Here is a 26,513-nt window from a genome sequence, read left to right on the forward strand (position 1 = left end):
TAAAAGATTTAGATTCTTACTGGAATATTCTTTTTCTTCAATGCTTCCTTTAATTCTAAAATCGCAATTTCCCCAAAATGGAAAACACTTGCTGCTAAGGCTGCATCCGATTTCCCTACTGTAAAAGTATCTATAAAATGTTGCACCGTTCCTGCTCCACCAGACGCTATAATTGGAATATTTAATTCTGATGATAATTTAGCCAACGCTTCATTTGCAAAACCAGCTTTTGTCCCATCATTATTCATGGACGTAAATAAGATTTCTCCCGCGCCACGTTTTTCTACTTGTTTTGCCCAATCAAATAAATTGATTTTTGTAGGAATCGTTCCTCCTGCCAAATGTACAAACCATTCGCCATTAATTTGTTTTGCATCGATAGCAACCACAACACATTGACTCCCAAATTTATCTGCCAATTCGTTTACCAAATCGGGTCTTTTTACTGCGGATGAATTTATCGAAACTTTATCAGCACCACATTTTAAAAGTGCATCAACATCTTCAATAGAAGATATTCCACCACCAACCGTAAAGGGAATATTTACTTGTTCAGCAACTTTTAAAACCATTTCTAACATGGTTTTTCTGCCTTCTAAAGTTGCAGAAATATCTAAAAAAACCAATTCATCTGCGCCTAAATCTGCATATTGTTTTGCCAAAATCACAGGATCTCCAGCATCAATTAAATTAACGAAATTGATACCTTTTACAGTTCTTCCATTTTTAATATCTAAACAAGGTATTATTCTTTTTGTTAACATTTTTTTCTGTCTTCGTCATTGCGAGGTACGAAGCAATCTCTATTTTAATTAACAGATTGCTTCATTTCATTCGCAATGACATTTAGTTATTTAGTATAAATTTCTCCAATTGCTTTAAGCTAATTCTATTTTCATAAATCGCTTTTCCAATAATAACACCTTCACAACCTAATGTTGCTAATTTAGGCAGTTCATCAAATGTTGAAATTCCTCCAGAAGCGATTAGTTTTAAATTAGAAGTCTCCTTGAGTGCAGTCGAAAGGTTATTATTAGTTCTCGACTGCACTTGAACTGACATTTCAGTTGAATTCAAAATCTGCTGATACATATCAAAACTTGGTCCTTGTAACATGCCATCTTTAGAAATATCGGTACAAATTACATATTGAATTCCTTTTTGCTGATAATCAGAAATAAAAGGAATCAACTCTAAAGTACTTTCTTCTTGCCAACCGTTCGTTGCAATCTTCCCTCCTGATGCATCCGGATAAAAATCAGCTCCTAAAATAATTTTATCTGAACCATATTTTTCAATCCAACTTTCAAAAATTTCACTATTTTTTACAGCAATACTTCCGCCAGTCACCTGATTTGCTCCTGAATTAAAAGCAATTTCTAAATCCTTATCAGATTTTAAACCACCACCAAAATCAATCTTTAAACTAGTTTTAGACGCAATTTGTTCCAATAATTTATAGTTGATAATCTGACTGGCTTTTGCGCCATCTAAATCTACCACGTGCAAATATTCGATACCTGCAGCTTCAAATTCTTTGGCAACTTCTAATGGATTTTCATTATAGATTTTCTTTGTATTGTAATCGCCTTTTGTTAAACGAACACATTTTCCGTCTATAATATCTATGGCTGGTATTATTCTCATTGATTCATTTGTTAATCAACCCTGAACTTGTTTCAGGGTCTGTTTTTAATTTCTAACGTAATTAAATCTGGGTTAAATTTCTTTACTAAATTCCATTTCCACTCTTTATGCCAATTCTTTAATTGTTTCTCTCTTTTTCTTGCTGATTTATTATCACTATGTAATTCAAAATAGACGAGTTCAAAGACACTATACTTTTTCGTGAAATTAGCACCTTTTCCAGACTTATGAACTTTAATTCTTTCTACTAAATCTTTTGCAGCAACAATGTACAGAACCGTTTTATTCTTATTTGATAATATGTAACAATAATAGTTTACTTTTCAAATCATTTAAATTAACAGATTCTGAAACAAGTTCAGAATGGAATTATAGATTCAAAAAATTCTCTAGAATTTTTGATCCTTCCACTCCACTCTTCTCTGGATGAAATTGCACTCCGTAAAAATTATCTTTTTGCAAAGCAGATGCGTATTCAATTTCATAATCTGTGGTTGCAATTGCTTCTTCACAATTTTCTGCATAAAAACTATGTACCAAATACATAAATTCTTTTTCTTTAATTCCGGTAAATAAGTCTGATTTTAAATCATAAATAACATTCCAACCCATTTGCGGAACTTTTACCACTTTAGAAAATTTCTTTACATTCACATTAAAAATCCCTAATCCTTTTGTATCTCCTTCTTCAGATGAGTTGCACATTAATTGCATTCCCAAACAAATTCCCAAAACAGGCTGTTTTAGCGTCGGAATAACTTTATCCAATCCGCTTTCTTGCAACATCTTCATGGCTGTACTCGCCTCACCAACTCCTGGAAAAATAACTTTATCCGCAGTTCTAATTTCATCAATATTATTTGACAAGATAGCATCAACTCCTAAACGCTTAAAGGCAAACTGAATGCTTTTAATATTACCTGCTCCGTAATTTATAATTATTAATTTCATTACTTTGGTTGTTGGTTGTTGGTTGTTGGTTGTTGGTTTGTTCTATCAACCAACAACCAGAAACTAACAACTAATTATAAAACTCCTTTTGTACTTGGTAAAAACATTTTATTTACATCTCTTTTCACCGCCATTTTCATTGCTTTTGCAAAAGCTTTAAAAATACCTTCTATTTTATGATGCTCGTTTGTTCCTTCAGCTTTAATATTTAAATTACATTTTGCACTATCTGTAAACGATTTAAACAAATGATAAAACATTTCTGTAGGCATATCTCCTATTTTTTCTCGTTTAAAGTCAGCATCCCATTCTAACCAGTTTCTACCACCAAAATCTACTGCAACTTGGGCTAAACAATCATCCATTGGCAAACAAAAACCATAACGTTCAATACCCAATTTATTTCCCAGCGCTTTGTTAAATAATTCGCCAAAAGCAATCATCGTATCTTCTATAGTATGATGCTCGTCAACTTCTAAATCACCATCTACTTTTATGGTTAAATCCATATTTCCATGTTTACCAATTTGGTCTAACATATGGTCGAAAAAAGATAACCCTGTATGAATATCATTTTTACCAGAACCGTCTAAATTTACTTTAATGTAAATCTTTGTTTCATTGGTATTTCTAGTGATTTCTGCAACTCTGTCTTTTAACTTTAAAAACTCATAAATTTGAGACCAATCGTTACTTGTTAAGGCAATACAATCCAAAATTTCTTGTTTTGAAGTTTCTATTTCATCAGCACCTAATTCTGGATCTTCGGATAAATAAATACCTTTTGCTCCTAGATTCTTCGCCAACTCCATATCTGTAATTCGATCTCCTAAAACAAAAGAATTTTCTAAATCATATTCCTCAGAAAAATACTTGGTTAACAAACCTGTTCTTGGTTTTCTAGTTTCAGCATTTTCATGCGGAAACGTTTTATCAATAAAAACATCCGTAAAAATAACACCTTCTTTTTGAAAGGCAGTCATTACTTTATTCTGTGCTGGCCAAAAAGTATCTTCGGGAAAAGAAGCGGTTCCTAATCCATCCTGATTTGTAACCATCACCAATTCGTAGTCCAATTCTAAAGCAATTTTTGCCATGTATTGAAATACTTTCGGGTAAAATTCTAACTTTTCTAAACTATCTAATTGATAATCTACTGGGGGCTCTAATACTAAAGTGCCATCTCTGTCTATAAATAATACTTTTTTCATGATAAACTTGTGAATCAACGCTAAACTTAATTCAGCGTCTATATTATACTATTGTATCTCTTTTAAAGTTCTTAATAACTTCTCATTTTCTTCAGAAATACCCACACTAATTCGCAAACAGTTTTCGCACAAAGGTTCATTTGTACGGTTTCTAATTACAACACCATATTCAATTAATTGCTTGTAACGTTTTGCAGCATCATCAACTTTAATCAGTATAAAATTACTGTCTGTTGGGTACACTTTTTCAATAAAATCTACACAAAATTCTAATTCTTTTTTAAGATGATTTCTTTCACTAATTAATTGCGAGATTTCATTCTCAACTTCCTTCAAATTTTGAAGTCTGTTAATTGCTCTTAGTTGCGTTAACTGATTTATGTTATAAGGCGGTTTAATATTGTTTAAAATTTGAATTATTTCTGCGGATGCATAGCAAACTCCTAAACGAATTCCTGCCATTCCGTATGCTTTAGAAAGCGTTTGTGTAATCACTAAATTAGGGAATTCTTCCATTCTTTTTAACCAACTTTCTTGTTCAGAAAAATCGATATACGCTTCATCGATGACTACTAAACCTTTAAAATTGGTCAATAAATAGTCTACTTTTTCTGCTGTAAAACTATTTCCCGAAGGATTGTTTGGCGAGCATAAAAATAAAATTTTCGAATTTGCATCCACTACATTTAAAATAGCAGCTACTTCTGGCTGAAAGTCGGTATTTAATAAAACTTTTCTGTTTTCTATATTATTTAAATTAGCCAAAACTGAATACATTCCGTAGGTTGGCGGCAACGTAACCACGTTATCTTCTTTTGGTTCGCAAAAAGCTCTAAAAATTAAATCTAAAACTTCATCACTTCCATTGCCCAGAAGGATGTTCTTTTTATCAATATTTTTAATTTTTGATAAAACATCTTTTACGCTATTTTGCTGCGGATCTGGATACCTGTTTACACCATTTTCAAACGGATTTTCATTCGCATCTAAGAAAATCATTTCGGCAGTAGTTGCGTCTTTGTATTCATCTCTTGCAGACGAATATGGTTTTAGAGATTTAATATTTTCTCTAATTAGGTTGTTGATGTTAAAATTCTTCATATTCAATAAAACTTTGACAAAATCAGTCTAAATATTTAGTATATTATTTTAAATCTTTTAAACGAATTGAAACTGCATTTTTATGTGCTTGCAAACCTTCTGCTGCCGCCATTAACTCAATTGCATTTCCTATTTTTTTTATCCCTTCTTTTGTTATTTTTTGAAACGTAATACTTTTGGTAAAACTATCTAAATTAACACCCGAATACGCTTTGCTAAATCCGTTTGTTGGCAAGGTATGATTAGTTCCTGAAGCATAATCTCCTGCACTTTCTGGCGTATAATTTCCAATAAAAACAGAACCTGCATTTTCTATATTGTTCACATAAAAATCAGTATCATTTGTACACACAATAAAATGTTCTGGACCGTATTCGTTAATCAATTCTAACGCAATTGCGTCATTCTCTACAAATATGGATTTCGAATTGTGTATTGCTTTTTGCGCAATATCAACTCTAGGCAACTCTAAAAGTTGTTTTTCTATTTCTTCGGATACTTGCTGAATCAATTCTTTGGATGTTGACACCAAAATAACTTGACTGTCTGCGCCATGTTCTGCCTGGCTTAATAAATCGGATGCTACATAACTTGCATTCGCAGAATCATCGGCAACAACTAATAATTCACTCGGACCTGCTGGCATATCAATCGCGACGCCAAATTTAGTTGCCAATTGTTTTGCAACAGTTACAAACTGATTTCCAGGGCCAAATATTTTATATACTTGCGGAATGCTTTCTGTTCCAAAGGTAAAACCTGCAATCGCTTGAATTCCCCCAACTTTAATGATTTTTGTAACACCGCATAATTGCGCAGTGTATAAAATTGCTGGGTGTATTTTACCTTCTTTATTTGGTGGCGAACACAATACTATTTCTTTACAACCTGCAATCTGAGCAGGAACTGCCAACATTAAAACTGTTGAAAATAAAGGTGCTGTTCCGCCAGGAATATACAAACCAACTTTCTGAATTGGTCTTTTTTCTTGCCAGCAAAAAACACCTTTTGTAGTTTCTATACTTACTTTTTCTGTTTTTTGTGCAATATGAAAATTAGTAACATTCTCTTTTGCTAATTTAATAGCCCCTTTTAACTCCTCAGAAACTAACAAAATTGCATCTTGAATTTCATCCGAAGAAACCAAGTTGCTTTCTAAAGAAACACCATCAAATAGTTGTGTGTATTTATTGATTGCTGCATCACCATTTCTTTTAACGTCGTCAAAAATTTGATTGACGGTTTTTTCAATATCATCAACCGTTTTTGTAGGTCGTTCTACTATTTTTTTCCAGTCTTTTTTGAGTGGATTTATAATTGTTTTCATACTTAAAATACCATTTTTTCAATAGGACACACTAAAATACCTTCTGCTCCTTTTGCTTTTAAATCTTCAATAATTTCCCAAAATTCATTTTTGGTAATTACGGTATGCACAGAACTCCACCCTTTTTCTGCCAATGGCAAAACTGTTGGACTTCTCATACCTGGTAACAATGCTAAAATACTCTCTAGTTTATCATTTGGGGCATTTAGCAATACATATTTAGCGTTTCTTCCTCTTAAAACAGACTGAATTCTGAATTGAATTTTCTGTAAAATAACTCTTCTTTCATCAGAAATTTTAGAGGAAACCGCTAAAACAGCTTCCGATTCTAATAAAACTTCAATCTCCTTTAATCCGTTTTTAAAAAGTGTAGAACCACTAGAAACGATATCGCAAATTCCGTCTGCTAAACCAATATTTGGCGCTATTTCTACAGAACCCGTAATAATGTGCAATTCGGCATCTATATTTTGTGCTTTTAAAAACTTTTTAACCGTTTCCGGATACGATGTTGCAATTCTTTTTCCTGCTAAATCTTTTAAACAATTGGCATCTGATTCTTTTGGCACTGCAATTGAAACTTTACATTTAGAGAATCCTAAACGTTCTACAAACTCCAAATCGTCTCCTTTTTCAATTAAAATATTTTCACCAATAATGGCTGCATCTACTACTCCGTCTCTTAAATACTGAGGGATATCGCCATTTCTTAGATAAAAAACTTCTACAGGAAAGTTTCTTGCAGACGCTTTTAATTGATCTTTTCCGTTGTCAATAGAAATTCCGATGTCTTTTAGAAGATTCATGGAATCTTCATTTAATCTTCCTGCTTTTTGTACTGCAATTCTTAAATTACTCATTTTTTGATTTGTTTTATGCCTGAGCAAATAGGTTTTAAAATTGAAAAAACCCGTTTGATTTGCTCAAACGGGTTTATAAATATTTTGCTTTTATTCAATACATTTTTAAATCGCCTGATTGCAATTATAAAAATGATGATGATAAAATTGAATAAAAGTCATTTCTTGTTTATTTCTTTGCAAATATCTGAATTTTATTTTGTAAAAACCAATTGAACTTTATAAAATTATTACAAATAATAATATTTATCAATTTCTTAACATTTGTTTAAAATTAAAACTTTTTTTATTTTATCGCTTTATGCTTATAATAAAAGAGATACAGAGCAACAGCTTACTAAAAGTTACAAAATACTAGCCTTTATGCCAATAGAATTAAAAAGAAGACTAATAAAGAGATCATATAAGCAATTGAAATTCTTAGATAGGTTGCGGAAAAGACAAAATAGTAACCAATCTTGTGCAAGAAATAAATACTGCAAATAACTATGATGCTTATATAGAGAAAATGAGGGAAATATTCCTATTAATGAGATATAAGCTAATAAGACCTCCTACTTTGATCATCTATAAGTATAACCCGTTGTGCATTTAAACAATAAGTATATGTTTAAAACTCTTTTTTTACTCTTTTTTTAAAATATGGCATCTGCCCTATTTAATACTATTAAAAAAAAATTTGATAAAAAAAAATTTTTATTAAAATGAAACTACAATCAGTATTGATATCAGATTGTATTTCTTTGTTTTTTATGACCCTTTTTACCTTGATAACGATTGTTGATAATCAAAAAAGCGTCTCTTATATTATTTACTTGTTTTGGTTTTCTAAATTTTTAAGAACCTTACTTAAAATTGGTTTTTATTTAGTTAAAAGAGATAAAGTATTTATTTTATTTGCTTACTTTATTTTTATCTTCATTTTTTTCGGAATCATGCCTAACTGGGAAAACACAAATTTAATTTTAATAAACCTATAAGTATTGGTACTTCAAAACACCCTATTTAATCTTACCATAATAACTTTTTTAGCGAACGAATTGTTATGGTACATTCAAGATGAACTAAAAAGTTTTAATGAAAATATATTTTTATCAAACGGAATTATTATACTTCATATTTCTATAATTACAGTTGCTTTTATTGGATGATTTCTGTCTAAAAGTATCTATGAAAGTGCTAATTCAAATAATGTATCAGGTGTTAATATAGTTCTTTTCTTAGTATTGATTTTTTTTTGAAATTTAATACGTAATAGGGAGATGAAAGGAATAACTTCAGATGCAAAACAACTCAAAACTACTTCTGTTTTTTTTGTCAATTATTTTTCCATTTTCCTCTGCAAACTCTTATTTTTGCCTTCATGGAAGACCTAAAACAAGTTACAAAGAAATTACAGCGCTCTGTGGCAGAAGCCATTCAGCAATATAGCATGATTGCCGAAGGTGACAAGATTATGGTCTGCCTGTCTGGCGGAAAAGATAGTTATGCAATGCTAAATATGTTGCTATATTTTAAAAAAGTAGCGCCTATTTCCTTTGATATCATTGCTGTAAACTTAGATCAAAAACAACCTGGTTTTCCTGTGGAAGTGTTGCCTACTTATTTAACCAAACTAGGCGTTAATTACAAAATAATAGAGAAGAATACTTACAAAATTGTTATGGAAAAAACACCCGAAGGCAAAACTACCTGTAGTTTGTGTTCGCGTTTACGAAGAGGCACTTTGTATGAAGCTGCCAAGGATTTAGGTTGTAATAAGTTGGCTTTGGGACATCATAGAAACGATATTTTAGAAACTTTCTTCTTAAACTTCTTTTTTTCTGGAAAACTAGAAACCATGCCACCTAAATTTAAAAACGATGCAGGCGATTTAGTGGTGTTAAGACCTTTGGCTTTTTGTAAAGAAGGTGATATCGAGGAATATGCTGATTTTATGGATTTCCCTATTATCCCTTGTAATTTATGTGGTTCTCAAGAGAATTTACAACGTAATAATGTAAAGCAAATGCTTACTGATTGGGAAACAGAATTCCCAAATAGAAATGCCATTATGATGAATGCTTTGCAGAATGTATTTCCATCGCATTTATTAGATAAGAATCTCTATGATTTTGAGAAATTAGAAAGTAAAGTTACTGAGGATATGTGCTTATAATCATCACTTTTACATTGATTAATGCAACTTTTTGGTGGGATTGCATTTAGATGTCTTGTATAAATTAACCAATGAAAACCTACCTTCTTTATAAACATCAATACTCGTTTGTGATTTTTTTCAACTTTAAATACGGTTGATAATTAATATGAAATTTTTATCTTTTTATCAAATGCACCATCGCTTTTAATATCAATTTCCTTTCCTTTTATTAAAAGTGATTTTGTAATATTTAATACTTTTAATAAAGTTTTATTAAGTGCTTCGCCCATGACTTTAAGATGTACTATAGATAATACTTATTTTAGTTGTTAAATTGGTTTTAGACATAATCACGACCAAGAGCGTGATCACTCGAACAGGCAACCTAGCGCGTAGTAGAATTCAAAATAGACAAAAGGTGTTCATATTAAAATTCCAAGAATATTTTTGAGCTTTTAGTTTATGAATTAAAATTGCCTTTTTTTTAGCGTGTAGTTTTGATGATCGTATAAAGGATGTTATCAGTTTAAACACTCATCGCTTCTGTTTTTAATAAACTTGGTGTTTTCTCAACAAAGTCTTCTAAAACTGTAAAGAAACTCAAGATGTCTTGCTTTTCGTTATTTGCATTTATGGTTACCAATCTAATAAAGGTATCTTCTTCAAAGGAACCAAAACCAACCACGGTAATTTGATGTTCATACAAAGCCGTACAAAGCGCCATTGGATCTACATTTTTATAATTAAAACACACCGAAATTGAATCATCATAACTATATAACGTATACTTAGGATTGCTTCTAATATAGGCTAAAGCCACATCTGCCAAATAAAATTGTTGTTCCACTATCTGCTTTAAACCATCTGTACCAATAGATTTCCAGAGCGTCCAAAACTTTAAGGCATCATTTCTTCTGCCACATTGAAAAGAAGTTTTACCTAAGTTAAAATCGTCGCCATCTGTTTGATATAAATAATCGGCATCATTGCTAAACGAATCGTGTAAGTGTTTTTTATCATTCACTAAGATAATAGAGCAAGTTAAAGGGGTTCCTAACATTTTATGTGCATTGTAACTAAAAGAGTTCGATCTTGCTACTCCTTTTACCAAATGTTTATATTTCTCGCTAAAAATGACACTTCCACAATATGCGCCGTCTACATGAAGCCATATGTTATACTTTTCTGTGATGTCAGCAATTTTATCAATTGGATCAAAAGCGCCTAAAACGGTTGTTCCAGCAGTTGCATTTACGTAGGTAGGAATTCCGCCATTTTTAATGTCTTTTAAAATTTGCTCTTCTAATTTATTTGGAAGCATTCTTCCTTTAGAATCCGATTTAATATACCGGATATTATTTCTCCCGATTCCTGCAAAACTAGCATTCTTAGCATTTGAATAATGAGATTCTTTAGAAGTATAAATAATCAGCGGTTTCGACATGCCGTCTAACCTACAAGAAGGATCTTTGGCGTCACGCCCCATTAGCAACGCCATATAATTACTCATAGAACCACCCGTTGGAAAAGTACCATTACTATTGGGTCCATACCCAATTAGCTTACAGGATTGTCTAATAATTTCTTGTTCAATGCCAACCTGTGGGCCGGCTACCTTATAGGTGTACATGCTATTGTTTAGCATAACAGCTAATAAATCTCCTAAAATTGCTTTGCTTTGTCTACCTCCAAAAAGTTGATTAAAAAATAAATTGGTTGCCGTTTTTGGAGTTGATATAAGCACTTCTTTCAATAAAGACTTAAAATTAGTATCAATCATTGCCCCTTCCTTTAGCGAAAGATCAATGGTCTCATATAATGAACTAGAATCAATTCTTTTTGCCACGGGATTTTTCTCCTCTTCGTTAATTAAAACTTCAACAAGTTCATTAAATAATACTAGATCGTTATTTATAGTAGACATACTTTTTCTTTTAACTTATTAGGACGCAATGGTGTCGTACTCTAGTTCTTTGTGTACAAAAGTGTTTGATTCTTCATCGAATATTCTGCATGCACGAATGGGTTTTGCATACAGGTGAAGTGACATGCTTTTTTTATTAGATAGGTTTTCTAAGGAATGAAAGCCCATAAAATCTTTCATGTAAGTAACCTGATTCAGTGTTGAAGTGGATGTTTTTACAATAGTTAAAGCTCCGTTTTCATTTTCTTTGTAAATCGTTTCTTTAAATTCGCCTTCAAGAACCTTTACCCAACATTCTTCTCCGTTGTGATCGTGAATTGGTGTGCCCTGCCCTTCGCACCAGCAAATTAAGATTAATTCAAATTTCTCGCTATCAAAGATGCAATTTCGAGTATAACATTCGTCGGACCACGAAACATACTTTTCAAAAGGGTTTGAAGAAAATTTTACGGAATGTATAATGTGATTGTAGGTTGCCCTCTCCCCTTCTGATAGCGCTACTATTAGGTCGTCTAAGGTTTGAGGTGCAGTGGTGCTGTTTTCGTTAGTGTTCAAAATAATATCTCTCTTTTTTTGTTCATTTAATGCACAAATCCAAGGTCATTCCCTAAATCTAACTAAATTATTCGGATTAATTAAATAATACCAATTTCACAAATATAGGAAATTTTACCTTTTTAAAGTCTGTTTTCAGCAATTTATAAAGGATTTACTTTAGAAATCATCCTTTTTCCTAATTTTTTAACTATTTTAAACATTTTAAAAACTTAATCTCTCTTCCTTTTTTAAGTTTTATTAGATGAAAAGTGGTTCACAAACTAACCTCAAAATGAATTAATATGCAAGACCCAAATTTTATGATCAAAATAGCTGTATTAGCTGTTTATGTTGGCATTTTATTTTTAATCGGAATTTTAGCTTCCCGACGGATAAAAAGCATGAGCGACTATTATGTTGGTGGAAAAAAGATGGGCTTTTGGGCGGTTGCTTTCTCTGCAAGAGCCACAGGAGAATCTGGCTGGTTATTAATAGGATTAACAGGAATGGGCGCAATGGCAGGATATTCTGGTTATTGGGTTGTAGTGGGCGAATTACTTGGTGTGTTTGTTTCGTGGCAATTTATGGCAAAACGTTTCAAAAAAAGATCTGATGCCTACGGAGCAATTACGATTCCTGATTATTTAAGCAGTCATTTTAAGTCTTCAACGCACACACTTCGAATTATTGCAGCTGCAATTCTCGTAATCTTTATTGTAATATATGTGGCTTCACAAATAGATGTGACCGGTGTTGCCTTTAAATCGATGCTAGGAATAGATTACAAAATAGGCGCATTGATAGGATTTTTTATTGTGCTTGCCTATATCTTTATTGGCGGTTTTGTGGCGGCAGTTTGGTCAGATTTATTTCAGGGATTACTTATGTTTTTGGGGTTGGTTTTACTACCCATAGTCGTTTGGTTTTCTATGGATCAAGGGGCAGGTATTACTGCCGGATTGAACGCTATTGACCCTACGCTAACCCAAATAATGGGTAGGAGTAACGACGGTTGGATGAACCTTTTTACAATTTTAGGATTTTCTATGATTGGTTTAGGTTTTTTAGGTTCTCCCCAAGTATATGTTCGGTTTATGTCTATAAAAAATGAAAAAGAGATCGATAAAGGAAAATGGGTGGCAACTGCTTTTACTTTACTTACGGATGCCTCAGCGGTCACCATTGGGATTTTTGCCCGCATCTATTTCACGAAAGAAGGTCAAGATCCTGAAGTTATTTTAGGAAATAGTGGTGAAAATGTGTTGAGCATGATTACCGAAGAATTTTTACCTACAATTTTAGTGGCTATTTTTGTGGCCATTGTGTTATCAGCAATCATGTCTACAATAGATTCTTTATTAATATTAGCCTCTAGTGCTATTACACGAGATTTTTATCAGAAAATATTTAAACCCAACATAATAGATGAAAGTTTAACTAAAATATCTAGAATTTCTACAGTGATTATGGCTTTTGTAGCGTTGATAATTGCTATGATTATCAACTATGTATCCCCTGATCGACAAATATTCTGGGTTATACTTTTTGGCTGGTCTGGTATTGCTGCCACTTTCTGTCCTGTAATTATTCTCTCACTTTTTTGGAAAGGATATTCAGAGAAAGGAGCTATTGCCTCTATGATTTCTGGGTTTATGTCTGTAATTATTTTCAATTTTATATTTAAAGAAATGACCGATATTGGGCCATATTTTGTGGCACTTGATGTGCTTGCTCCTTCTTTTATCGCAGCAATACTTGTTGGGTTTATAGTATCAAAAAAATATCCCCCAAGAGCAGAAGCTATAAAAATGATTGAAGAAATTGATGCATTGAAAGAATAAAAATAATTTGTATTAAAAGACATAAAAAAAAAGCTCAAGTTATAACTTGAGCTTTTTTTGTAGTACCTATTATTTAGAGAAATTTATTTTCTATAAATAATTAAGCTTTAAAAACAATTTTACGCATACGTAAACTTAATGGAGTAACTTCTAAATACTCATCTGCTTTAATGTATTCCATATTTTCCTCTAAAGAGAAATCTACTTTTGGCGCAATTTTCATCGCTTCATCTGTTCCAGATTTACGCATGTTTGTTAATTGCTTTCCTTTAATTAAGTTTACAGCCATCTCATCAGATTTACTATTTTCTCCAATTACTTGGCCAATATAAATCTCTTGGTTTATATCAATAAAGAAACGTCCTCTATCTTGTAAACGATTTAATGCATACGCTGTTGCTTTACCTGCTGCAGAAGAAACGATTGCTCCTTTTACTTCTTCAGTAAAATCTCCTTTGTAAGGACCATATTCACTAAATCTGTGGTTAATAATTGCAGTACCTGCTGTAGCTGTTAAAATTCTGTTTCTTAAACCAATCAGTCCTCTAGAAGGAATTGAAAATTCTAAGTGTTGTAAATCCCCTTTAGGTTCCATAATTAACATATCTCCTTTTCTAAGAGATACTAAATTAATTGCTCTAGAGGCCATATCTTCTGGCACATCAATAGACAATGTTTCCATTGGTTCATGTTTCTTACCATCAATTTCCTTTAAAATTACCTGTGGTCTACCTACCTGTAATTCATATCCTTCTCTGCGCATTGTTTCTATTAAAACAGACAAGTGTAAAACTCCACGTCCGAAAACGTTAAATTTATCTTCACTATCAGTAGTTTCAACTTTTAGTGCTAAGTTTTTTTCTAATTCTTTAAACAAACGGTCACGAATGTGACGCGAAGTAACAAATTTACCTTCTTTACCAAAGAAAGGAGAATTGTTAATGGTAAACAACATACTCATTGTAGGTTGGTCTATTTCTGTTCTTGGCAATGCTTCTGGGTTTTCTAAATCTGCAATTGTATCACCAATTTCAAATCCTTCTAAACCTGTAATTGCACAAATATCACCACAAGGTACTTTTTCTACTTGAACTTTACCCATTCCTTCGAATACGTGTAATTCTTTAATTCTTACTTTTTTAGTAGAACCATCCGCCTTGCATAACATGTATTCTTTGCCAACTTCTAAATCTCCACGAAATACACGTCCAATAGCAATTCTACCAGTAAAAGCAGAAAAGTCTAAAGAAGTTATTTGCATTTGTGGTGTCCCTTCGTTGTATTTCGTTGCAGGTATAGATTCTAATACTGCATCTAATAAAGGAATAATATTGTCTGTTTGGTTTCTCCAATCTGTACTCATCCAATTATTTTTTGCAGAACCGTACACAGTTGCAAAATCTAATTGCTCTTCAGTTGCTTCTAATGCAAACATTAAATCGAAAACTTTTTCATGAACGATATCAGGAGTACAGTTTTCTTTGTCTACTTTATTTACAACAACAATAGGAGTTAAACCTAAGCCTAAAGCCTTACCTAATACAAAACGAGTTTGTGGCATTGGACCTTCGAATGCATCAACCAATAATAAAACACCATCAGCCATTTTTAATACACGCTCTACTTCACCACCAAAATCGGCGTGACCAGGAGTATCAATTACATTGATTTTTGTTCCTTTATATTGGATAGAAACGTTTTTAGAAAGAATCGTAATTCCTCTTTCACGCTCTAAATCATTATTATCTAACAATAAATCGGTACGTTCTTTACGGTCGTCTAAGATTTTAGCTTGATCTATAATTTTATCTACTAAGGTTGTCTTACCGTGATCGACATGGGCTATAATAGCGATATTTCTAATTGGTTGCATTTATGTATTCTTAAATTTTGTGCAAAAGTAATTATTTAGAAGTGATTTACACTAATTATACGTAAATATTTTTAATCTCCTTAAAATTAAAAAATTAGTTTCTATTGGTTTTCATTGTTGTCCGATAAAAAATACATGACCGTTTTACTCTTAGAGCTAACAGACAACCATTGATTCTAACTACCTGACAAACAGATAAAGCGTAAAATAAAATGGTCTACTTTATCTCGATAAAATTATTTCGAAATAGGAAGGTGTTATTTAAAAAATTCCTAAAAACTTTATTAGAAAAGGGTTTATCAAACTAAATATTTAGTTTTGGCTGTTACCAAAAGAAACCCTTTAAATTTTTAAAAGCGATAAAAAAACCCCAACTATTGGCATTTTCTACTGCCAGTTCAGCAGCTGTTATACCACTTTCTATGAAAACGGCAGATGAAAAATTAGGAGTTTCCTATAAAATCAGTTAGTAGTGATTTTATAATTCCAGTTGGATTCATAATCAATATGGATGGAACACCACTGTTTCAATGCGTAACCACTTTATTTATGGCTCAAGTTTATGGAGTTGAGTTGTCAATAATGAGCCTTCTATTAATTATATTTACTGTTGTAGCTGCTACTTTAAGAAAACCAACCATTCCCGGAGTTGGAGTAATTATACTTACAACAGTTTTACAAAGTGCAGAAATCCCTATTGATGGTCTTATTATTATTATTAAAGGAATTGATTGTATTTTAGGAATGTTTATAACTGCAGTTATTGTGATAGATGATTTAACAGCCTTTGTAGTATTTGATAAATTTATGTAATAAAATAAACCACCAAACAGTTTTATGTAAGGTGGTCTTTAAAATTCTCAAGTTCAAATGATATAATTATTTTCATTTTACCCAATTATTCCTTTGTTTTACTATTCTTAATAGTATCTCTTTTTATTTCAAACTTTTTGTTATCCATTTTTGGATTTCCTGTTGGGTTTGTAGGAAAAGTTTGTTTCTTTGATATTTTAAATTTTTTTTGTCGTTTATTATTCCCATGATTTTTGTTTTTAAGGTTATCTTTCAATCTAATGAAATATGAATAGTATGACTAATAAACGCTGCCAAACCTGTGTTAAATTATTTATTATCAAATAATTATCATCATACAGAAATTGTGAAAAAGACCTACTTTTAGATTTTTAGGTTTTTTTCATTTTTAAAAAAATAATTTTCAGGATTACAAAACCTATCATTCCTGCTATTATCGAGCCTATTACTATTCCGATTTTAGAAGCGTTAATCACTTCGGCATCAGTATAGGCTAAATTGGAGATAAACAAGGACATAGTAAAACCTATTCCTGCCAAAAAACCAACTCCTACAATTTGAGCCCAACTAACGCCTGAAGGCAATTGTGCCCATCCCAAACGAATACTTAACCAGGAAAACAAACTAACTCCTAGAGCCTTTCCTAGCAATAAACCAAGTCCTACGCCCAAAGTCACTCTGTCCAACAAATTAAACTCAGCTGCTACAATGACAACAGATGCATTCGCTAGTGCGAATATTGGCATTACTAGATTGGCAGTGAAATTACTCAACGAATTCTCTAACTTCTGAACAGGCGATTGTACTTTTTTCGCACTTTCTACGATGCAGTCAACTGCTGAAATTTGTTCTTTTCCCAACAAAATTTTTGAATTTGGCCATTTGGCATTTTTGAATTTCATCAAGCTAGATTTAGCTTGCTCTAAAAAATTGTTCATTTTTATTTTTCTTCTTGCTGGAATTGTTAAAGCCACGAGCACCCCGGCCACAGTTGGGTGCACCCCAGATTTCAGAAAGCAAAACCATACAAATAAGCCAACCAAGATATATAGTGCAACAGCGCGCAGGTAAAAATAATTGAAAATCAGTAACACCAAAAATAAACCAGCTGCGACCTGAAGATACACCCATTGGATTTCGTGACTATAAAAAAATGCGATAATCAGAATTGCCCCAATATCATCTATGATGGCAAGGGCAGTAAGAAATACCTTTAGACCTATTGGTACTTTAGACCCCAGAAGACTTAGGACACCCAAACTAAAGGCGATATCGGTGGCCATTGGTATGCCCCAGCCATTCCCACCTTCAGTATTTCCTACTACTAACAGAAAGATAATTGCAGGAACTATCATTCCCCCAACGGCAGCAGTCAAAGGCAAGACTAAATCCTTAACTGTCGATAATTCCCCGGCCATTACTTCGCGTTTTATTTCCAAACCAACAACAAAAAAGAATAAAGCCATGAGGCCATCATTTATCCAGAGTTTCAAAGGTTCCGATACTTGAAACACACCGTGCCCTAAAGTGAACTCAGTATCCCAAATACCGAAATACATATCTGCATACGATGAGTTGCTCCATACCATAGCAATAATCGCCGCTATTATCAATAGTATTCCGCTCGATGACTGTCTTTTTAAGAATCGCTCGAAGGGACTCAAAACTCTCTTTACCAATTTTTTAGTTTGTTCTCTTATCATTTTAAAAAATTTTCAACCCTTATCATTCGCATAAGAAATCCTTACACGATAAGTGTGATGCTCTGTATAAAATTGTTTTTCATAGAAATTCTTTTACCTTCTGTTTTCATTTTAAATGAATCCTAAAATTTTAGAAGCTGAAGAGTAAAAAACAGAGTTACAGATATATTAAACTATTTTGTATTTATTTTTTTGTAATTCTTTCGTATTCAATTCCATTTGTGAGCGTTTTTACCCACCTTTAATTCCAAAGTCCAATGTTCGAATTGGAAAAGGAATCGTGATATCTTGTTCATCAAATGCTTTCTTAATAGCTTTGATTGCTTTGCTTCTCATTGCCAAGTAGCCGAGTTCTCTAAGGAATTCGATCCAAAATCGAATATTAAAATTAATCGAACTAGAGTCGAATTTAGCTTAGTCAAAAATTATCATATCCTTTTCTATAACCCCTTTCAAATTTTTAATTGCGCTTAGAACCACATCTTAGACCTTCTCAAGATCATCTGCGTAAGAAACTCCTACACTTAAGTCAATCCGCCTTTTTTCTAAGAAAGTAAAATTGTAAAAGGCATTCTGTAAAAATTATTTATTTGGAATGTAAACTTCTTGACCTTGAAAAGTCTCGATAGCCGTATCGCGCAAGCAAGTTCTGGTTACTTTACCCATTATATCCTTTACCGCTATGATTTCCCCAATTTTAAAAGGTCTCCTAAAAGCCAAGATAATACCCGAAACAAAATTTGCAGCGAAATCATGAAAAGTAAAACCCAATGCCAAACCGATCACACCAATTCCTGCTAGTATTGAGGTTAAAGCCTTATGTAACCCAAGAACACCAAGGATAATAAAAAGTCCAATACTTAGGATTGTGCCATAAACAACAGTGGAAAACAAATGTCCCATTGCTTCGTTATTTGATGCTTTGTAGAAAAGTTTTCTAAACGGTTTACTTCCATATCTGGCAAGTAAAAGAAAAATTACTAATAATAACAAGGTCCCTGCCATATTTGGAAGCATGTTGATGAAGGTATCAAGCCAGTTATCTAACTTTTGCACTACCGTTTGTATTGGTTCTGCCACTTGCTCTTGTATGTTCTTTATCATTGCGCTATTCTAAATTTACTTTTATTTAATGGGTTGCTCTTTTAGGAATAAAGGTTGCGCTTATCACTCCAATGCTTCCAGTCACAATTGCTACTCTGATTTCGTCTTTCATTTTCTTCTTTTAATTCTTAAAAAATATAGGATTACTAAAATGATAAGAATTGGTATAAAATACATTCTCTATGCCATTCCTCAACGATGTGTGCCATATCCGTCCATCTTGCATTAATTGATTTCTCATGCTGTAAACAGTACTATTCTAATTGATATAAATATTGAAGTAATTAGTGATCTTTTCATTTTTAATAGTTTTAAAATTAATATTGAAGATTCTATTTTTTCCTTCTAATAGTTTCTAAAATCAATTTCGCTACTGCCTCAGAAGAGCCCGGATTCTGACCTGTAATTAATAACCCGTCTTGTTTTACATACGACGCCCAATCATCTCCTTTAGAGTAATGTGCACCACGTTTTGTGAGTTCATCTTCCAGTAAAAAAGGTACTACTTTCGTTAATTTAACGGCTTCTTCTTCCGTATTTGAAAAACCTGTTACCGCTTTACCTTTTACCAGTGATTCTCCATTTTTCGCTTTTACATTAACCAAAGCCGCTGGCGAATGGCATAAAAAAGCGATTGGTTTTTGATGATTGTAAAATGCTTCGATTAATTGAATAGAGTTTTTATCAGTAGCCAAATCCCATAATGGGCCGTGTCCTCCTGGATAAAAAACAGCATCATAATCCGCTTCCTTTATAATGCTAAGTTTTAGTGAATGCGCTACTTTATCAATTACTTCAAAGTCTTTAAAAAACCTTTCTGTTGACGGAGTTTGCGCGTCTTTTAATTCGCTTTTTGGATCAACTGGTGGTTGACCTCCTTTTGGAGACGCAATCGTTATTTCAGCTCCAGCATCTGCTAAAACATAATAAGGGCTTGTAAATTCTTCTATCCAAAAACCCGTTTTTTCTCCCGTATTTCCCAATTCACTGTGGGATGTAAGTACCATTAATATTTTCATAATTTTTAATTTTTAATGTTGTTTTAAAATGAGAATCACAATTTTACTTGTGCGTATTAAATCCATAATATTTATGAAGATCGGCTTCATAAGAATTACTTAGTTCCTGGCTTGGAGCATATTCCGGACTATTTTTCACCTGATCTTCAGAAGCATTTACAAGCACCAAAGAAGTTTTCCAGTTTATTTGCTTAATCCATTCTGGAGCTACCAACACTTTTTTGCCAGGAAACCAATTACCAGTATTAACTTCCATAAAAACAATTGACCAAGTGTGATCATTGATTATGAAACCTTCTACATCACCAATTTCTCCGTCGGTTGCTTTAATGTTATAACCAATTACCTCTTCTGTACTTCTTAAATGAGTATCCTCATTCGAGTTATCATCAACTGATTTATCTGCTTCTTTTTGTGCTACTTGATCTATAGACGAAGCATATGGCATACCCATGCCTCCAATATCCATGCCGCTGCCCCAATAATAATTTCCCCAGGGATAATACCCATATAAGTCCATTTCATGCTGACGAGATATAGGCTTATCCGTATCAATTTCTGGACTGTCCTTTATCTCAGCCATGGTAAGGTTTGCAGCAAAAGTGTGCTTCTCCCAATCTGGTTTAAGCAAAGCTTGCGGTGACAGTAATATTTTCTTACCAAAGAGCCAGCTTCCTGTCTCAACAATTAAATAACGTATCGTCCAAGTTATATCGTCAAAGTAAAACTCTTTTACTTTGCCTATTTCTCCATCTGTGGCCTGTATGGTGTACCCAATAAGACTTTTAATTTTTCGTTTCATTCTATTTGTTTTTAAATTTATAATTACATTTTTTCAAACATTTTGTTTTATTATTTTAAGAAATAAAGAAGTGAATGTTTTTAGAATAACATTAAATTCTTCAACTGTGATATTCTTTTTAAAAATTATAGAAGTTGAATAATTTTATATACCCGTTGTGCATTTAAACAATATTGACTTTTAAATTGTTTATATTCCTATTAAAAACAAATTTGTTAATGTATTGAATGATAGTTAGTGCTGTTAATTTTGAGAGAATTCTTGTCTTAAAACCTTCAAAAGTTTTCGCATAATTATTCCGTATTTTAAACTGGTCACAAAGTTGAGAAAACAAGGTCTCAATTCGTTTTCTTTTCTTCCTAAAAATATACGTTTGTTTTTTGTAATTCTGTTGATTTTTACGCATTGGAACTTCTAATTTAATTTGTTTACTCTCAAATAAATCTAACTGATAGTCCGCACTTAGGTATCCTTTGTCCCCTAAAACCACACAGTTATTAAACTGATTTTTAATGTCTTTTAAATAATGAATATCATGTACAGAAGCTTTGCTAATATCAAAACTTTTAAACACGCCATCAATAGAACAAACAGCATGTATTTTATAGCCATAATAATGCATGTTTTGACTAGCACAATAACCTCTATTTGGGGCTGAATAAAAGTACTCTTTACAAACTTTACTTCTCCCGCTTCTTGAGAGTTTTACAATCTCCAAAGGCATACTATCTACTACATAATAGTTTTCAAACTCCGTGAACTTATTGGAGAGTTGAGTTCTTATAAATTCAATGGCAAAAAATAATTTTCGCTTCCGTTTATTGTAAACTGATCGCTCTATTTTAGCAAACAAATATTCTGGAATATCCCGAAACAACTGACATTCACTGTCTATACCCATATATTCTGCTGTTAAATTCATAGCGATTAATTCAATGTCTTTTAGTTTTGGTTTCCTGTTTTGACGTAAAAATTGTTCCTTTTCTGTAATTGTGGCTAAGACTTCTAAAATTTTATCGTAATTTGCTCTAAAGTTATTCATCGTATTTAATCGATTGATTGTCAATTAAATATACGACTTTTAATAGTCAAATGAATAACTTTTTTTAACTATTTATAATGCACAACGGGTTTTTATATTTAAATATATAGGGATTCTCTGCTGTTATCTTTTGTGCGGGTATCACTTCATCTGTTTTTTCTTCTGTATTTCTCAATGCGCTGTGGGATTTCAATACCATTAATCATTCCATATTATTAAGTTTTATATTGAGTTAATATTAAATTTTCACAATCATTTTTCCTTTATTTTTTCCTTCAAACAAAGCAATAAATGCCTGCGGAATGTTGTCAAACCCTTCAACAATGGTTTCGCTAAAGGTTAGTTTATCGGCTTTCAGCCAAGCCGTTAGCTGTTTGGTAGCCGCTGGAAATTTTTCTGCTAAATCACCGATAATGAACCCACGTATAGTAACGCTTTTAGTGAGGATAATAGGTTGCAATCTAGGTCCTATCGGAACCTCTGTTTTATTATAAAGTGATATAGCACCACAAACCGGCAATCGAGCGTACTTATTGATATTAGCTAAAACAGCATCTGAAATCTCCCCGCCTACATTGTCAAAGTAAATATCTACCCCTTTTGGGCAGGCACTTTTGACAGCCTCTTTTAAATTAGGTGTTGTTTTATAATTTACGGCGTGATCAAAATTGAACTTTGATGTAAGTAGGTCAACTTTTTCATCTGAACCCGTAATTCCAACCACTTTACAGCCTAGCAATTTTCCAACCTGTCCCGCGACTGTTCCAACAGCTCCACCCGCTCCAGACACTATAAGTGTTTCGCCTTTTTTCGGCAATCCTATTTCCGTTAAACCCAAATAAGCGGTAAGTCCGGTCATTCCTAAAATCCCAAGATAGCTTGATAATTTAGCTTCATTTTGATTTACTTTATGTAAACCTTTTCCCTCCGAGGTTTGATATTCCTTCCATTCTAAATTACCAGAAACAAAATCCCCTTTTTTGAAATTTTCCTGTTTGCTTTCTATCACTTCGGCTATGATTCCCGATTGTATGGGTTTGTCTAATTCAAATGGGGGAACGTATGGTTTAGCATCATTCATCCTGCCTCGCAAATAGGGGTCGACTGAGACATAAACTGTTTTTAATAGAATGGCACCGTCTTTGGCAAGAGGAATCTCTTCATTGGTAATTTCAAAATCACTCAGTGCCGGTTTTCCGTGTGGACGTTTGTTCAAAATGATTACTTTATTCATGTTTTAAAATTTTTATAGACAAGCTTTTCATCACAAATTATAAGTTAATCGTTGCTTTTGTATTTTTCATGTTCCAGAGTTTAATATTTTATAATTCTTTAGACACCCTTCTATGGATTCAAATGAAGTCTTTAATATTAGATCAGCCATTTTCGCATTGTTTGCAGGCACAATGCCCTATTTCCCAATGGAATTTTTGGTGAAATAATAACTCGCATTTGGCTGGTAAAAGTCAAAATTATTCTAACAACCCTGATTGTTGTATTTGTGGTTGATCTTCTTCGTATGAATGAGATTCATATTCATAATCTAATTTTTCTAAGTATGCTCCCTTTTCCATATTTTTAAGTTTAATAATTCTCTAAGCGCCCTTCTATAGTTTCTAATAAAGCCTTTAATTTTTCAAGCGCATCATTCACCGCTATTTTTGCAGTATTAGCATGGCTGGTAACAGCAATGGGTTGTCTGTTTTCAATCCTCGCTTCAATCATACAACGTTTGTCGTCCTCTCCATTTTTTTGACTATTTTCGTCTGCAAGATGCACTTCAATTCTTGTTATATTATCGCTAAAATGAGATAACTCATCTTTTATTATTATATTCAAATAACTTTCAAGTCTCTCGTCTCCAGCTATATTTTTACCGGTATTTATTTGAATTATCATGATCTTTTTGTTTTAAAAACTATAAAGCATTTTTATGTTTCCTATTTATTCATTTCTTTGGGCTGAATTATGGAATTAACTCTATTGTAAATTTTGTCCCTTGATTTACTGTGCTTTTCATACTTATTTTTCCACCTAATTTTTTTGCTTGCACTTTTAATTTCATTATTCTTATTATTGCATGAAGGTGTTACATATTAATATTTATTTTAATACTTCAAAATTAAGTGACTCATAAGACATGTAAAATGACCTGGGTCATCAGTAAATAAGATTAAATAGCCAACCTTTGTGACTTAATATTTAATAGAAAAACCAATAAATTTGATGATTGAGAATTCAGAAACTTTTTTCAACCCATTTGGGAATGAAAACAACTCGATTCGATGCCAATACCATCCGATATGGACATATGAGCCATTTAAAATGTTTCCCAATCATCTCCAAATACATCGATACACATTTACCCGATGGCAGTATCTTTTTCTCTTTTCACCTTGGATGGCTGCATGATGATATACCAGCCAATCAAAGCTGAATAAAATTGAACCGCTTTGGTAATATCCGTTACTGTAATTCCGATATGGGAAAATGATTTTGGGTATGTTTCTCCCTGTGCCATAATTTATAGTTTTCAAAAAATAATTGGTTGTATTTTGAAATTCATCTGTATTGGAAGCTTAAGAGTGGATATGATGAAGCGTCAATTTAATTGTATTAAAAACCCATTAATTGCAGGTTCGTAATTGCCACAGATGCAATGCAGGTAAAGTGTTTATGACTGGTTTAGTTTTGCTTATTATTTTCCTTAGTTCGTTTTTGCCAAGGTCATTTTTTATAAAATGCCTAATAAAAATTTCTTGATTTTAATAGTTGTCGCCGCCAGTTCAAGTGGTTCGTGTTTAAAGAACTAATTTAGCAAATAAAAATCGAAAAAAGTCTGCGAGAAAGGAGGAATGAACTGGTTTAAGCAATGTCCGTAAATAGGCAGTGACCTAACAATTAATTATTATGATATAACTTAACAAAGAATCAAATGAAAGCTGACCAAAAAGAAAAAGCAGAGGATCAAAAGAATATAGATAAAAAACTGGAAAAGTCTGTAGAATCTGAAAGCGACAGTCCGAAGTCACACGGAGAAATTCTCAAACAACAAATAATTGAGGGGCAGGAAACGTATGATAAACAACCTGTGAGTATTCTTTTAAGTTCTCTAACGGCAGGACTTGAAATCGGGTTTAGTTATTTGTTGCTTTGTACTTTGTATGGTTTTCTTTTCGGAAAAGTAGAAGAGGAAACTATTTTTAAATTAATGTCCTTTGTCTATCCTATAGGATTTATCATGGTGATTTTGGGCCAATCGATTCTCTTTACAGAACAAACATCTTTATTAACCTTGCCTGTATTAAACAAAAAACGAACAGTGCGTAGCTTATTAAAACTTTGGTCTTTGGTTATTGTAGGAAATCTTGTTGGCGGTTGTTTAATGGCATTCATCCTGGTTTGGATTGGTCCGAAACTCGAAATATTTAGTTTACAAAGTATTGAAGCCATTGCAGTTCACGTTAGCCAATATCCTATTGGGGTGATATTAGCAAGTTCCATCCTAGCCGGTTGGCTAATGGGACTCTTATCGTGGTTGGTAGCGGCCTCAAAAGACACCTTAAGTCGCATCGTTATTATTTTTATGATTACAGCTGTATTGGCTTTCGCAGGCTTACATCATAGTATTGTTGGGAATGTTGAGGTGTTTTCGGGATTGATTAGTTCGCCAAAAATAACATGGAGCGCTTATGGTGCATTTCAAAGCGTGTCACTTATTGGCAATGCATTGGGTGGTGCTGTGTTTGTAGCCTTGCTTAAATATCGTGCATTTGTGTATGATATCAAATAACACTTCGTAGCTAATAAATATTTATTTTAAAAATTAAAACTAGTGTAATCTTAAGATTATAGTTAATTTTTAATAACTAGAATTAACTATAACTAAAAAATAAGACATAAGTTTTCAGTGAATAGCTTCGTTTAAAATTATTACTTCTTAGGAACGAACGGCCTTTTCAATGTGAGTGTCACCTGCAAGAATTTCAAAAACCTTATTTTTCTTTAGCTTGTCATCCAATACTTCTACCAATGTTTTAGCCACATCTGCTCTTGCAATGCTTCCTCGTTTTTCTAACTTTTCTTTTAACTCGATTTTACCCGTTCCATCGTCATCTGTTAGCGCACCAGGTCTAACAATACTATAATTCAAAGTGCTTGCTTTTAGATAATCATCTGCATTTTGCTTTGCTCTCAAATAATCTTCAAGATCATTACTAACTGCTGGTTCGTCTGCTCCCATGGAACTCAACATCACAAACTTCTCAAGTCCAGCCTCCTTAGCTGCATCGATTAACCTTTTTGCTCCTTCCTGATCTACATCTATTATATTTTCACCTTTTGATCCGGCCGCAAAAATTACTTTATCTGCATTTTTTACAGCCTGGCTTAAATCTTCTTCTAAATCAGCAAGTACCACAGATACGCCCTGTTTTTCAAAATGGTCTTTTTGATCTTGTTTTCTGACCATCGCAATAGGCTGATAGGTCTCTGATTTTTTTAATAAATCGATGATGATTCTCCCGGTGGTTCCGTTGGCACCTGCCACTAATACATTTTTTATTTCACTCATGTTTGTTTCTTTTAAATAAATACTACACTTCTTATCTCCATTCTT

At 32.7% G+C, this 26,513-nt stretch carries 24 protein-coding genes and 4 pseudogenes; 5 read left to right on the forward strand and 23 right to left on the reverse strand.

Features of this window, described 5'->3' with window-relative positions; genetic code table 11:
• Positions 1 to 8: 8 nt before the first annotated feature.
• The 8 genes and pseudogenes from hisF to hisG all read right to left on the reverse strand — a co-directional run bounded on the left by hisF (position 9) and on the right by hisG (position 7,097).
• Complete coding sequence (gene hisF / locus BST83_RS07190) at positions 9 to 764, reverse strand: imidazole glycerol phosphate synthase subunit HisF (RefSeq protein ID WP_104809197.1); 756 nt, start codon at positions 762 to 764, stop codon at positions 9 to 11.
• A gap of 82 nt (positions 765 to 846) precedes the next feature.
• The gene (locus tag BST83_RS07195) at positions 847 to 1,647 is read right to left on the reverse strand and encodes a 1-(5-phosphoribosyl)-5-[(5-phosphoribosylamino)methylideneamino]imidazole-4-carboxamide isomerase (protein WP_104809198.1); all 801 of its coding nucleotides are present in this window, start codon (positions 1,645 to 1,647) and stop codon (positions 847 to 849) included.
• 32 nt (positions 1,648 to 1,679) lie between these two features.
• Positions 1,680 to 1,952, reverse strand: a pseudogene (locus tag BST83_RS07200) (GIY-YIG nuclease family protein); the annotation flags it as partial.
• 64 nt (positions 1,953 to 2,016) lie between these two features.
• The gene (gene hisH, locus BST83_RS07205; RefSeq protein ID WP_104809199.1) at positions 2,017 to 2,598 is read right to left on the reverse strand and encodes an imidazole glycerol phosphate synthase subunit HisH; all 582 of its coding nucleotides are present in this window, start codon (positions 2,596 to 2,598) and stop codon (positions 2,017 to 2,019) included.
• 74 nt (positions 2,599 to 2,672) lie between these two features.
• A complete protein-coding gene (hisB, locus tag BST83_RS07210) occupies positions 2,673 to 3,809 on the reverse strand; it encodes a bifunctional histidinol-phosphatase/imidazoleglycerol-phosphate dehydratase HisB (RefSeq protein ID WP_104809200.1) in 1,137 nt (378 codons plus the stop codon).
• 48 nt (positions 3,810 to 3,857) lie between these two features.
• Positions 3,858 to 4,910: a histidinol-phosphate transaminase gene (hisC, locus tag BST83_RS07215; protein ID WP_104809201.1), complete on the reverse strand. Its 1,053-nt coding sequence runs from the start codon at positions 4,908 to 4,910 to the stop codon at positions 3,858 to 3,860.
• A gap of 43 nt (positions 4,911 to 4,953) precedes the next feature.
• The gene (gene hisD / locus BST83_RS07220) at positions 4,954 to 6,237 is read right to left on the reverse strand and encodes a histidinol dehydrogenase (protein WP_104809202.1); all 1,284 of its coding nucleotides are present in this window, start codon (positions 6,235 to 6,237) and stop codon (positions 4,954 to 4,956) included.
• 2 nt (positions 6,238 to 6,239) lie between these two features.
• On the reverse strand, positions 6,240 to 7,097 hold the full coding sequence (gene hisG / locus BST83_RS07225; protein WP_104809203.1) for an ATP phosphoribosyltransferase: 858 nt from the start codon (positions 7,095 to 7,097) through the stop codon (positions 6,240 to 6,242).
• A gap of 1,363 nt (positions 7,098 to 8,460) precedes the next feature.
• Here hisG and ttcA point away from each other — a divergent pair.
• Positions 8,461 to 9,255: a tRNA 2-thiocytidine(32) synthetase TtcA gene (gene ttcA / locus BST83_RS07240; RefSeq protein ID WP_104809206.1), complete on the forward strand. Its 795-nt coding sequence runs from the start codon at positions 8,461 to 8,463 to the stop codon at positions 9,253 to 9,255.
• Positions 9,256 to 9,398: 143 nt separating this feature from the next.
• Here ttcA and BST83_RS21135 read toward each other — a convergent pair whose 3' ends face one another.
• The 3 genes from BST83_RS21135 to BST83_RS07250 all read right to left on the reverse strand — a co-directional run bounded on the left by BST83_RS21135 (position 9,399) and on the right by BST83_RS07250 (position 11,716).
• A complete protein-coding gene (locus BST83_RS21135; RefSeq protein ID WP_302849446.1) occupies positions 9,399 to 9,527 on the reverse strand; it encodes a hypothetical protein in 129 nt (42 codons plus the stop codon).
• A gap of 236 nt (positions 9,528 to 9,763) precedes the next feature.
• Positions 9,764 to 11,161: a pyridoxal phosphate-dependent decarboxylase family protein gene (locus BST83_RS07245; RefSeq protein ID WP_104809207.1), complete on the reverse strand. Its 1,398-nt coding sequence runs from the start codon at positions 11,159 to 11,161 to the stop codon at positions 9,764 to 9,766.
• Positions 11,162 to 11,179: 18 nt separating this feature from the next.
• Positions 11,180 to 11,716, reverse strand: coding sequence for a cysteine dioxygenase (locus BST83_RS07250; RefSeq protein WP_104809208.1), 537 nt, complete (start codon positions 11,714 to 11,716; stop codon positions 11,180 to 11,182).
• Between the two features lie 284 nt (positions 11,717 to 12,000).
• Here BST83_RS07250 and BST83_RS07255 point away from each other — a divergent pair, with 284 nt between their 5' ends.
• Entirely contained in the window at positions 12,001 to 13,539 is a 1,539-nt protein-coding gene (locus BST83_RS07255) for a sodium/proline symporter (protein WP_104809209.1), read from the forward strand.
• Positions 13,540 to 13,639: 100 nt separating this feature from the next.
• On the opposite strand, the gene typA is transcribed toward BST83_RS07255, so the two are convergent.
• Positions 13,640 to 15,412, reverse strand: a complete 1,773-nt coding sequence (typA, locus tag BST83_RS07260; RefSeq protein ID WP_104809210.1) for a translational GTPase TypA — start codon at positions 15,410 to 15,412, stop codon at positions 13,640 to 13,642.
• Positions 15,413 to 15,789: 377 nt separating this feature from the next.
• Here typA and BST83_RS21070 point away from each other — a divergent pair, with 377 nt between their 5' ends.
• Together BST83_RS21070 and BST83_RS07265 are read left to right on the forward strand one after the other, a co-directional pair.
• Positions 15,790 to 15,882: a cation:dicarboxylate symporter family transporter gene (locus BST83_RS21070; RefSeq protein WP_254712443.1), complete on the forward strand. Its 93-nt coding sequence runs from the start codon at positions 15,790 to 15,792 to the stop codon at positions 15,880 to 15,882.
• Positions 15,883 to 15,919: 37 nt separating this feature from the next.
• Positions 15,920 to 16,225: a cation:dicarboxylate symporter family transporter gene (locus BST83_RS07265; protein ID WP_254712444.1), complete on the forward strand. Its 306-nt coding sequence runs from the start codon at positions 15,920 to 15,922 to the stop codon at positions 16,223 to 16,225.
• 371 nt (positions 16,226 to 16,596) lie between these two features.
• On the opposite strand, the gene nhaA is transcribed toward BST83_RS07265, so the two are convergent.
• From nhaA to BST83_RS07305, 10 genes and pseudogenes are all read right to left on the reverse strand, one after another.
• A complete protein-coding gene (gene nhaA, locus BST83_RS07270; RefSeq protein ID WP_104809211.1) occupies positions 16,597 to 17,928 on the reverse strand; it encodes a Na+/H+ antiporter NhaA in 1,332 nt (443 codons plus the stop codon).
• Between the two features lie 231 nt (positions 17,929 to 18,159).
• A pseudogene (locus tag BST83_RS21425) lies at positions 18,160 to 18,327 on the reverse strand (mechanosensitive ion channel family protein); the annotation flags it as partial.
• A gap of 183 nt (positions 18,328 to 18,510) precedes the next feature.
• Entirely contained in the window at positions 18,511 to 19,032 is a 522-nt protein-coding gene (locus BST83_RS20595; RefSeq protein ID WP_240614687.1) for a mechanosensitive ion channel domain-containing protein, read from the reverse strand.
• Between the two features lie 332 nt (positions 19,033 to 19,364).
• A complete protein-coding gene (locus BST83_RS07280; RefSeq protein WP_104809212.1) occupies positions 19,365 to 20,051 on the reverse strand; it encodes a type 1 glutamine amidotransferase domain-containing protein in 687 nt (228 codons plus the stop codon).
• Positions 20,052 to 20,094: 43 nt separating this feature from the next.
• Positions 20,095 to 20,634 carry a PRC-barrel domain-containing protein gene (locus BST83_RS07285; protein WP_240614688.1) on the reverse strand — a complete coding sequence of 180 codons (540 nt, stop codon included), beginning with the start codon at positions 20,632 to 20,634 and terminating at the stop codon, positions 20,095 to 20,097.
• Between the two features lie 69 nt (positions 20,635 to 20,703).
• Positions 20,704 to 20,853, reverse strand: a pseudogene (locus tag BST83_RS21430) (PRC-barrel domain-containing protein); the annotation flags it as partial.
• Positions 20,854 to 21,016: 163 nt separating this feature from the next.
• Positions 21,017 to 21,895: an IS982 family transposase gene (locus BST83_RS07290; protein ID WP_104808411.1), complete on the reverse strand. Its 879-nt coding sequence runs from the start codon at positions 21,893 to 21,895 to the stop codon at positions 21,017 to 21,019.
• A 238-nt stretch (positions 21,896 to 22,133) separates the two neighbouring features.
• The gene (locus BST83_RS07295; protein WP_104809214.1) at positions 22,134 to 23,129 is read right to left on the reverse strand and encodes an NADP-dependent oxidoreductase; all 996 of its coding nucleotides are present in this window, start codon (positions 23,127 to 23,129) and stop codon (positions 22,134 to 22,136) included.
• Between the two features lie 350 nt (positions 23,130 to 23,479).
• Positions 23,480 to 23,794: an HPF/RaiA family ribosome-associated protein gene (locus tag BST83_RS07300; protein WP_104809215.1), complete on the reverse strand. Its 315-nt coding sequence runs from the start codon at positions 23,792 to 23,794 to the stop codon at positions 23,480 to 23,482.
• A 332-nt stretch (positions 23,795 to 24,126) separates the two neighbouring features.
• Positions 24,127 to 24,416: pseudogene (locus BST83_RS07305) on the reverse strand (VOC family protein); the annotation flags it as partial.
• A 414-nt stretch (positions 24,417 to 24,830) separates the two neighbouring features.
• Here BST83_RS07305 and BST83_RS07310 point away from each other — a divergent pair.
• Positions 24,831 to 25,688: a formate/nitrite transporter family protein gene (locus BST83_RS07310; protein WP_104809216.1), complete on the forward strand. Its 858-nt coding sequence runs from the start codon at positions 24,831 to 24,833 to the stop codon at positions 25,686 to 25,688.
• A gap of 147 nt (positions 25,689 to 25,835) precedes the next feature.
• On the opposite strand, the gene BST83_RS07315 is transcribed toward BST83_RS07310, so the two are convergent.
• Positions 25,836 to 26,468, reverse strand: coding sequence for an SDR family oxidoreductase (locus BST83_RS07315; RefSeq protein WP_104809217.1), 633 nt, complete (start codon positions 26,466 to 26,468; stop codon positions 25,836 to 25,838).
• Between the last annotated feature and the right edge of the window lie 45 nt (positions 26,469 to 26,513).

It is taken from the genome of Polaribacter filamentus, assembly GCF_002943715.1.
GTDB classification, from domain to species: Bacteria; Bacteroidota; Bacteroidia; order Flavobacteriales; family Flavobacteriaceae; genus Polaribacter; species Polaribacter filamentus.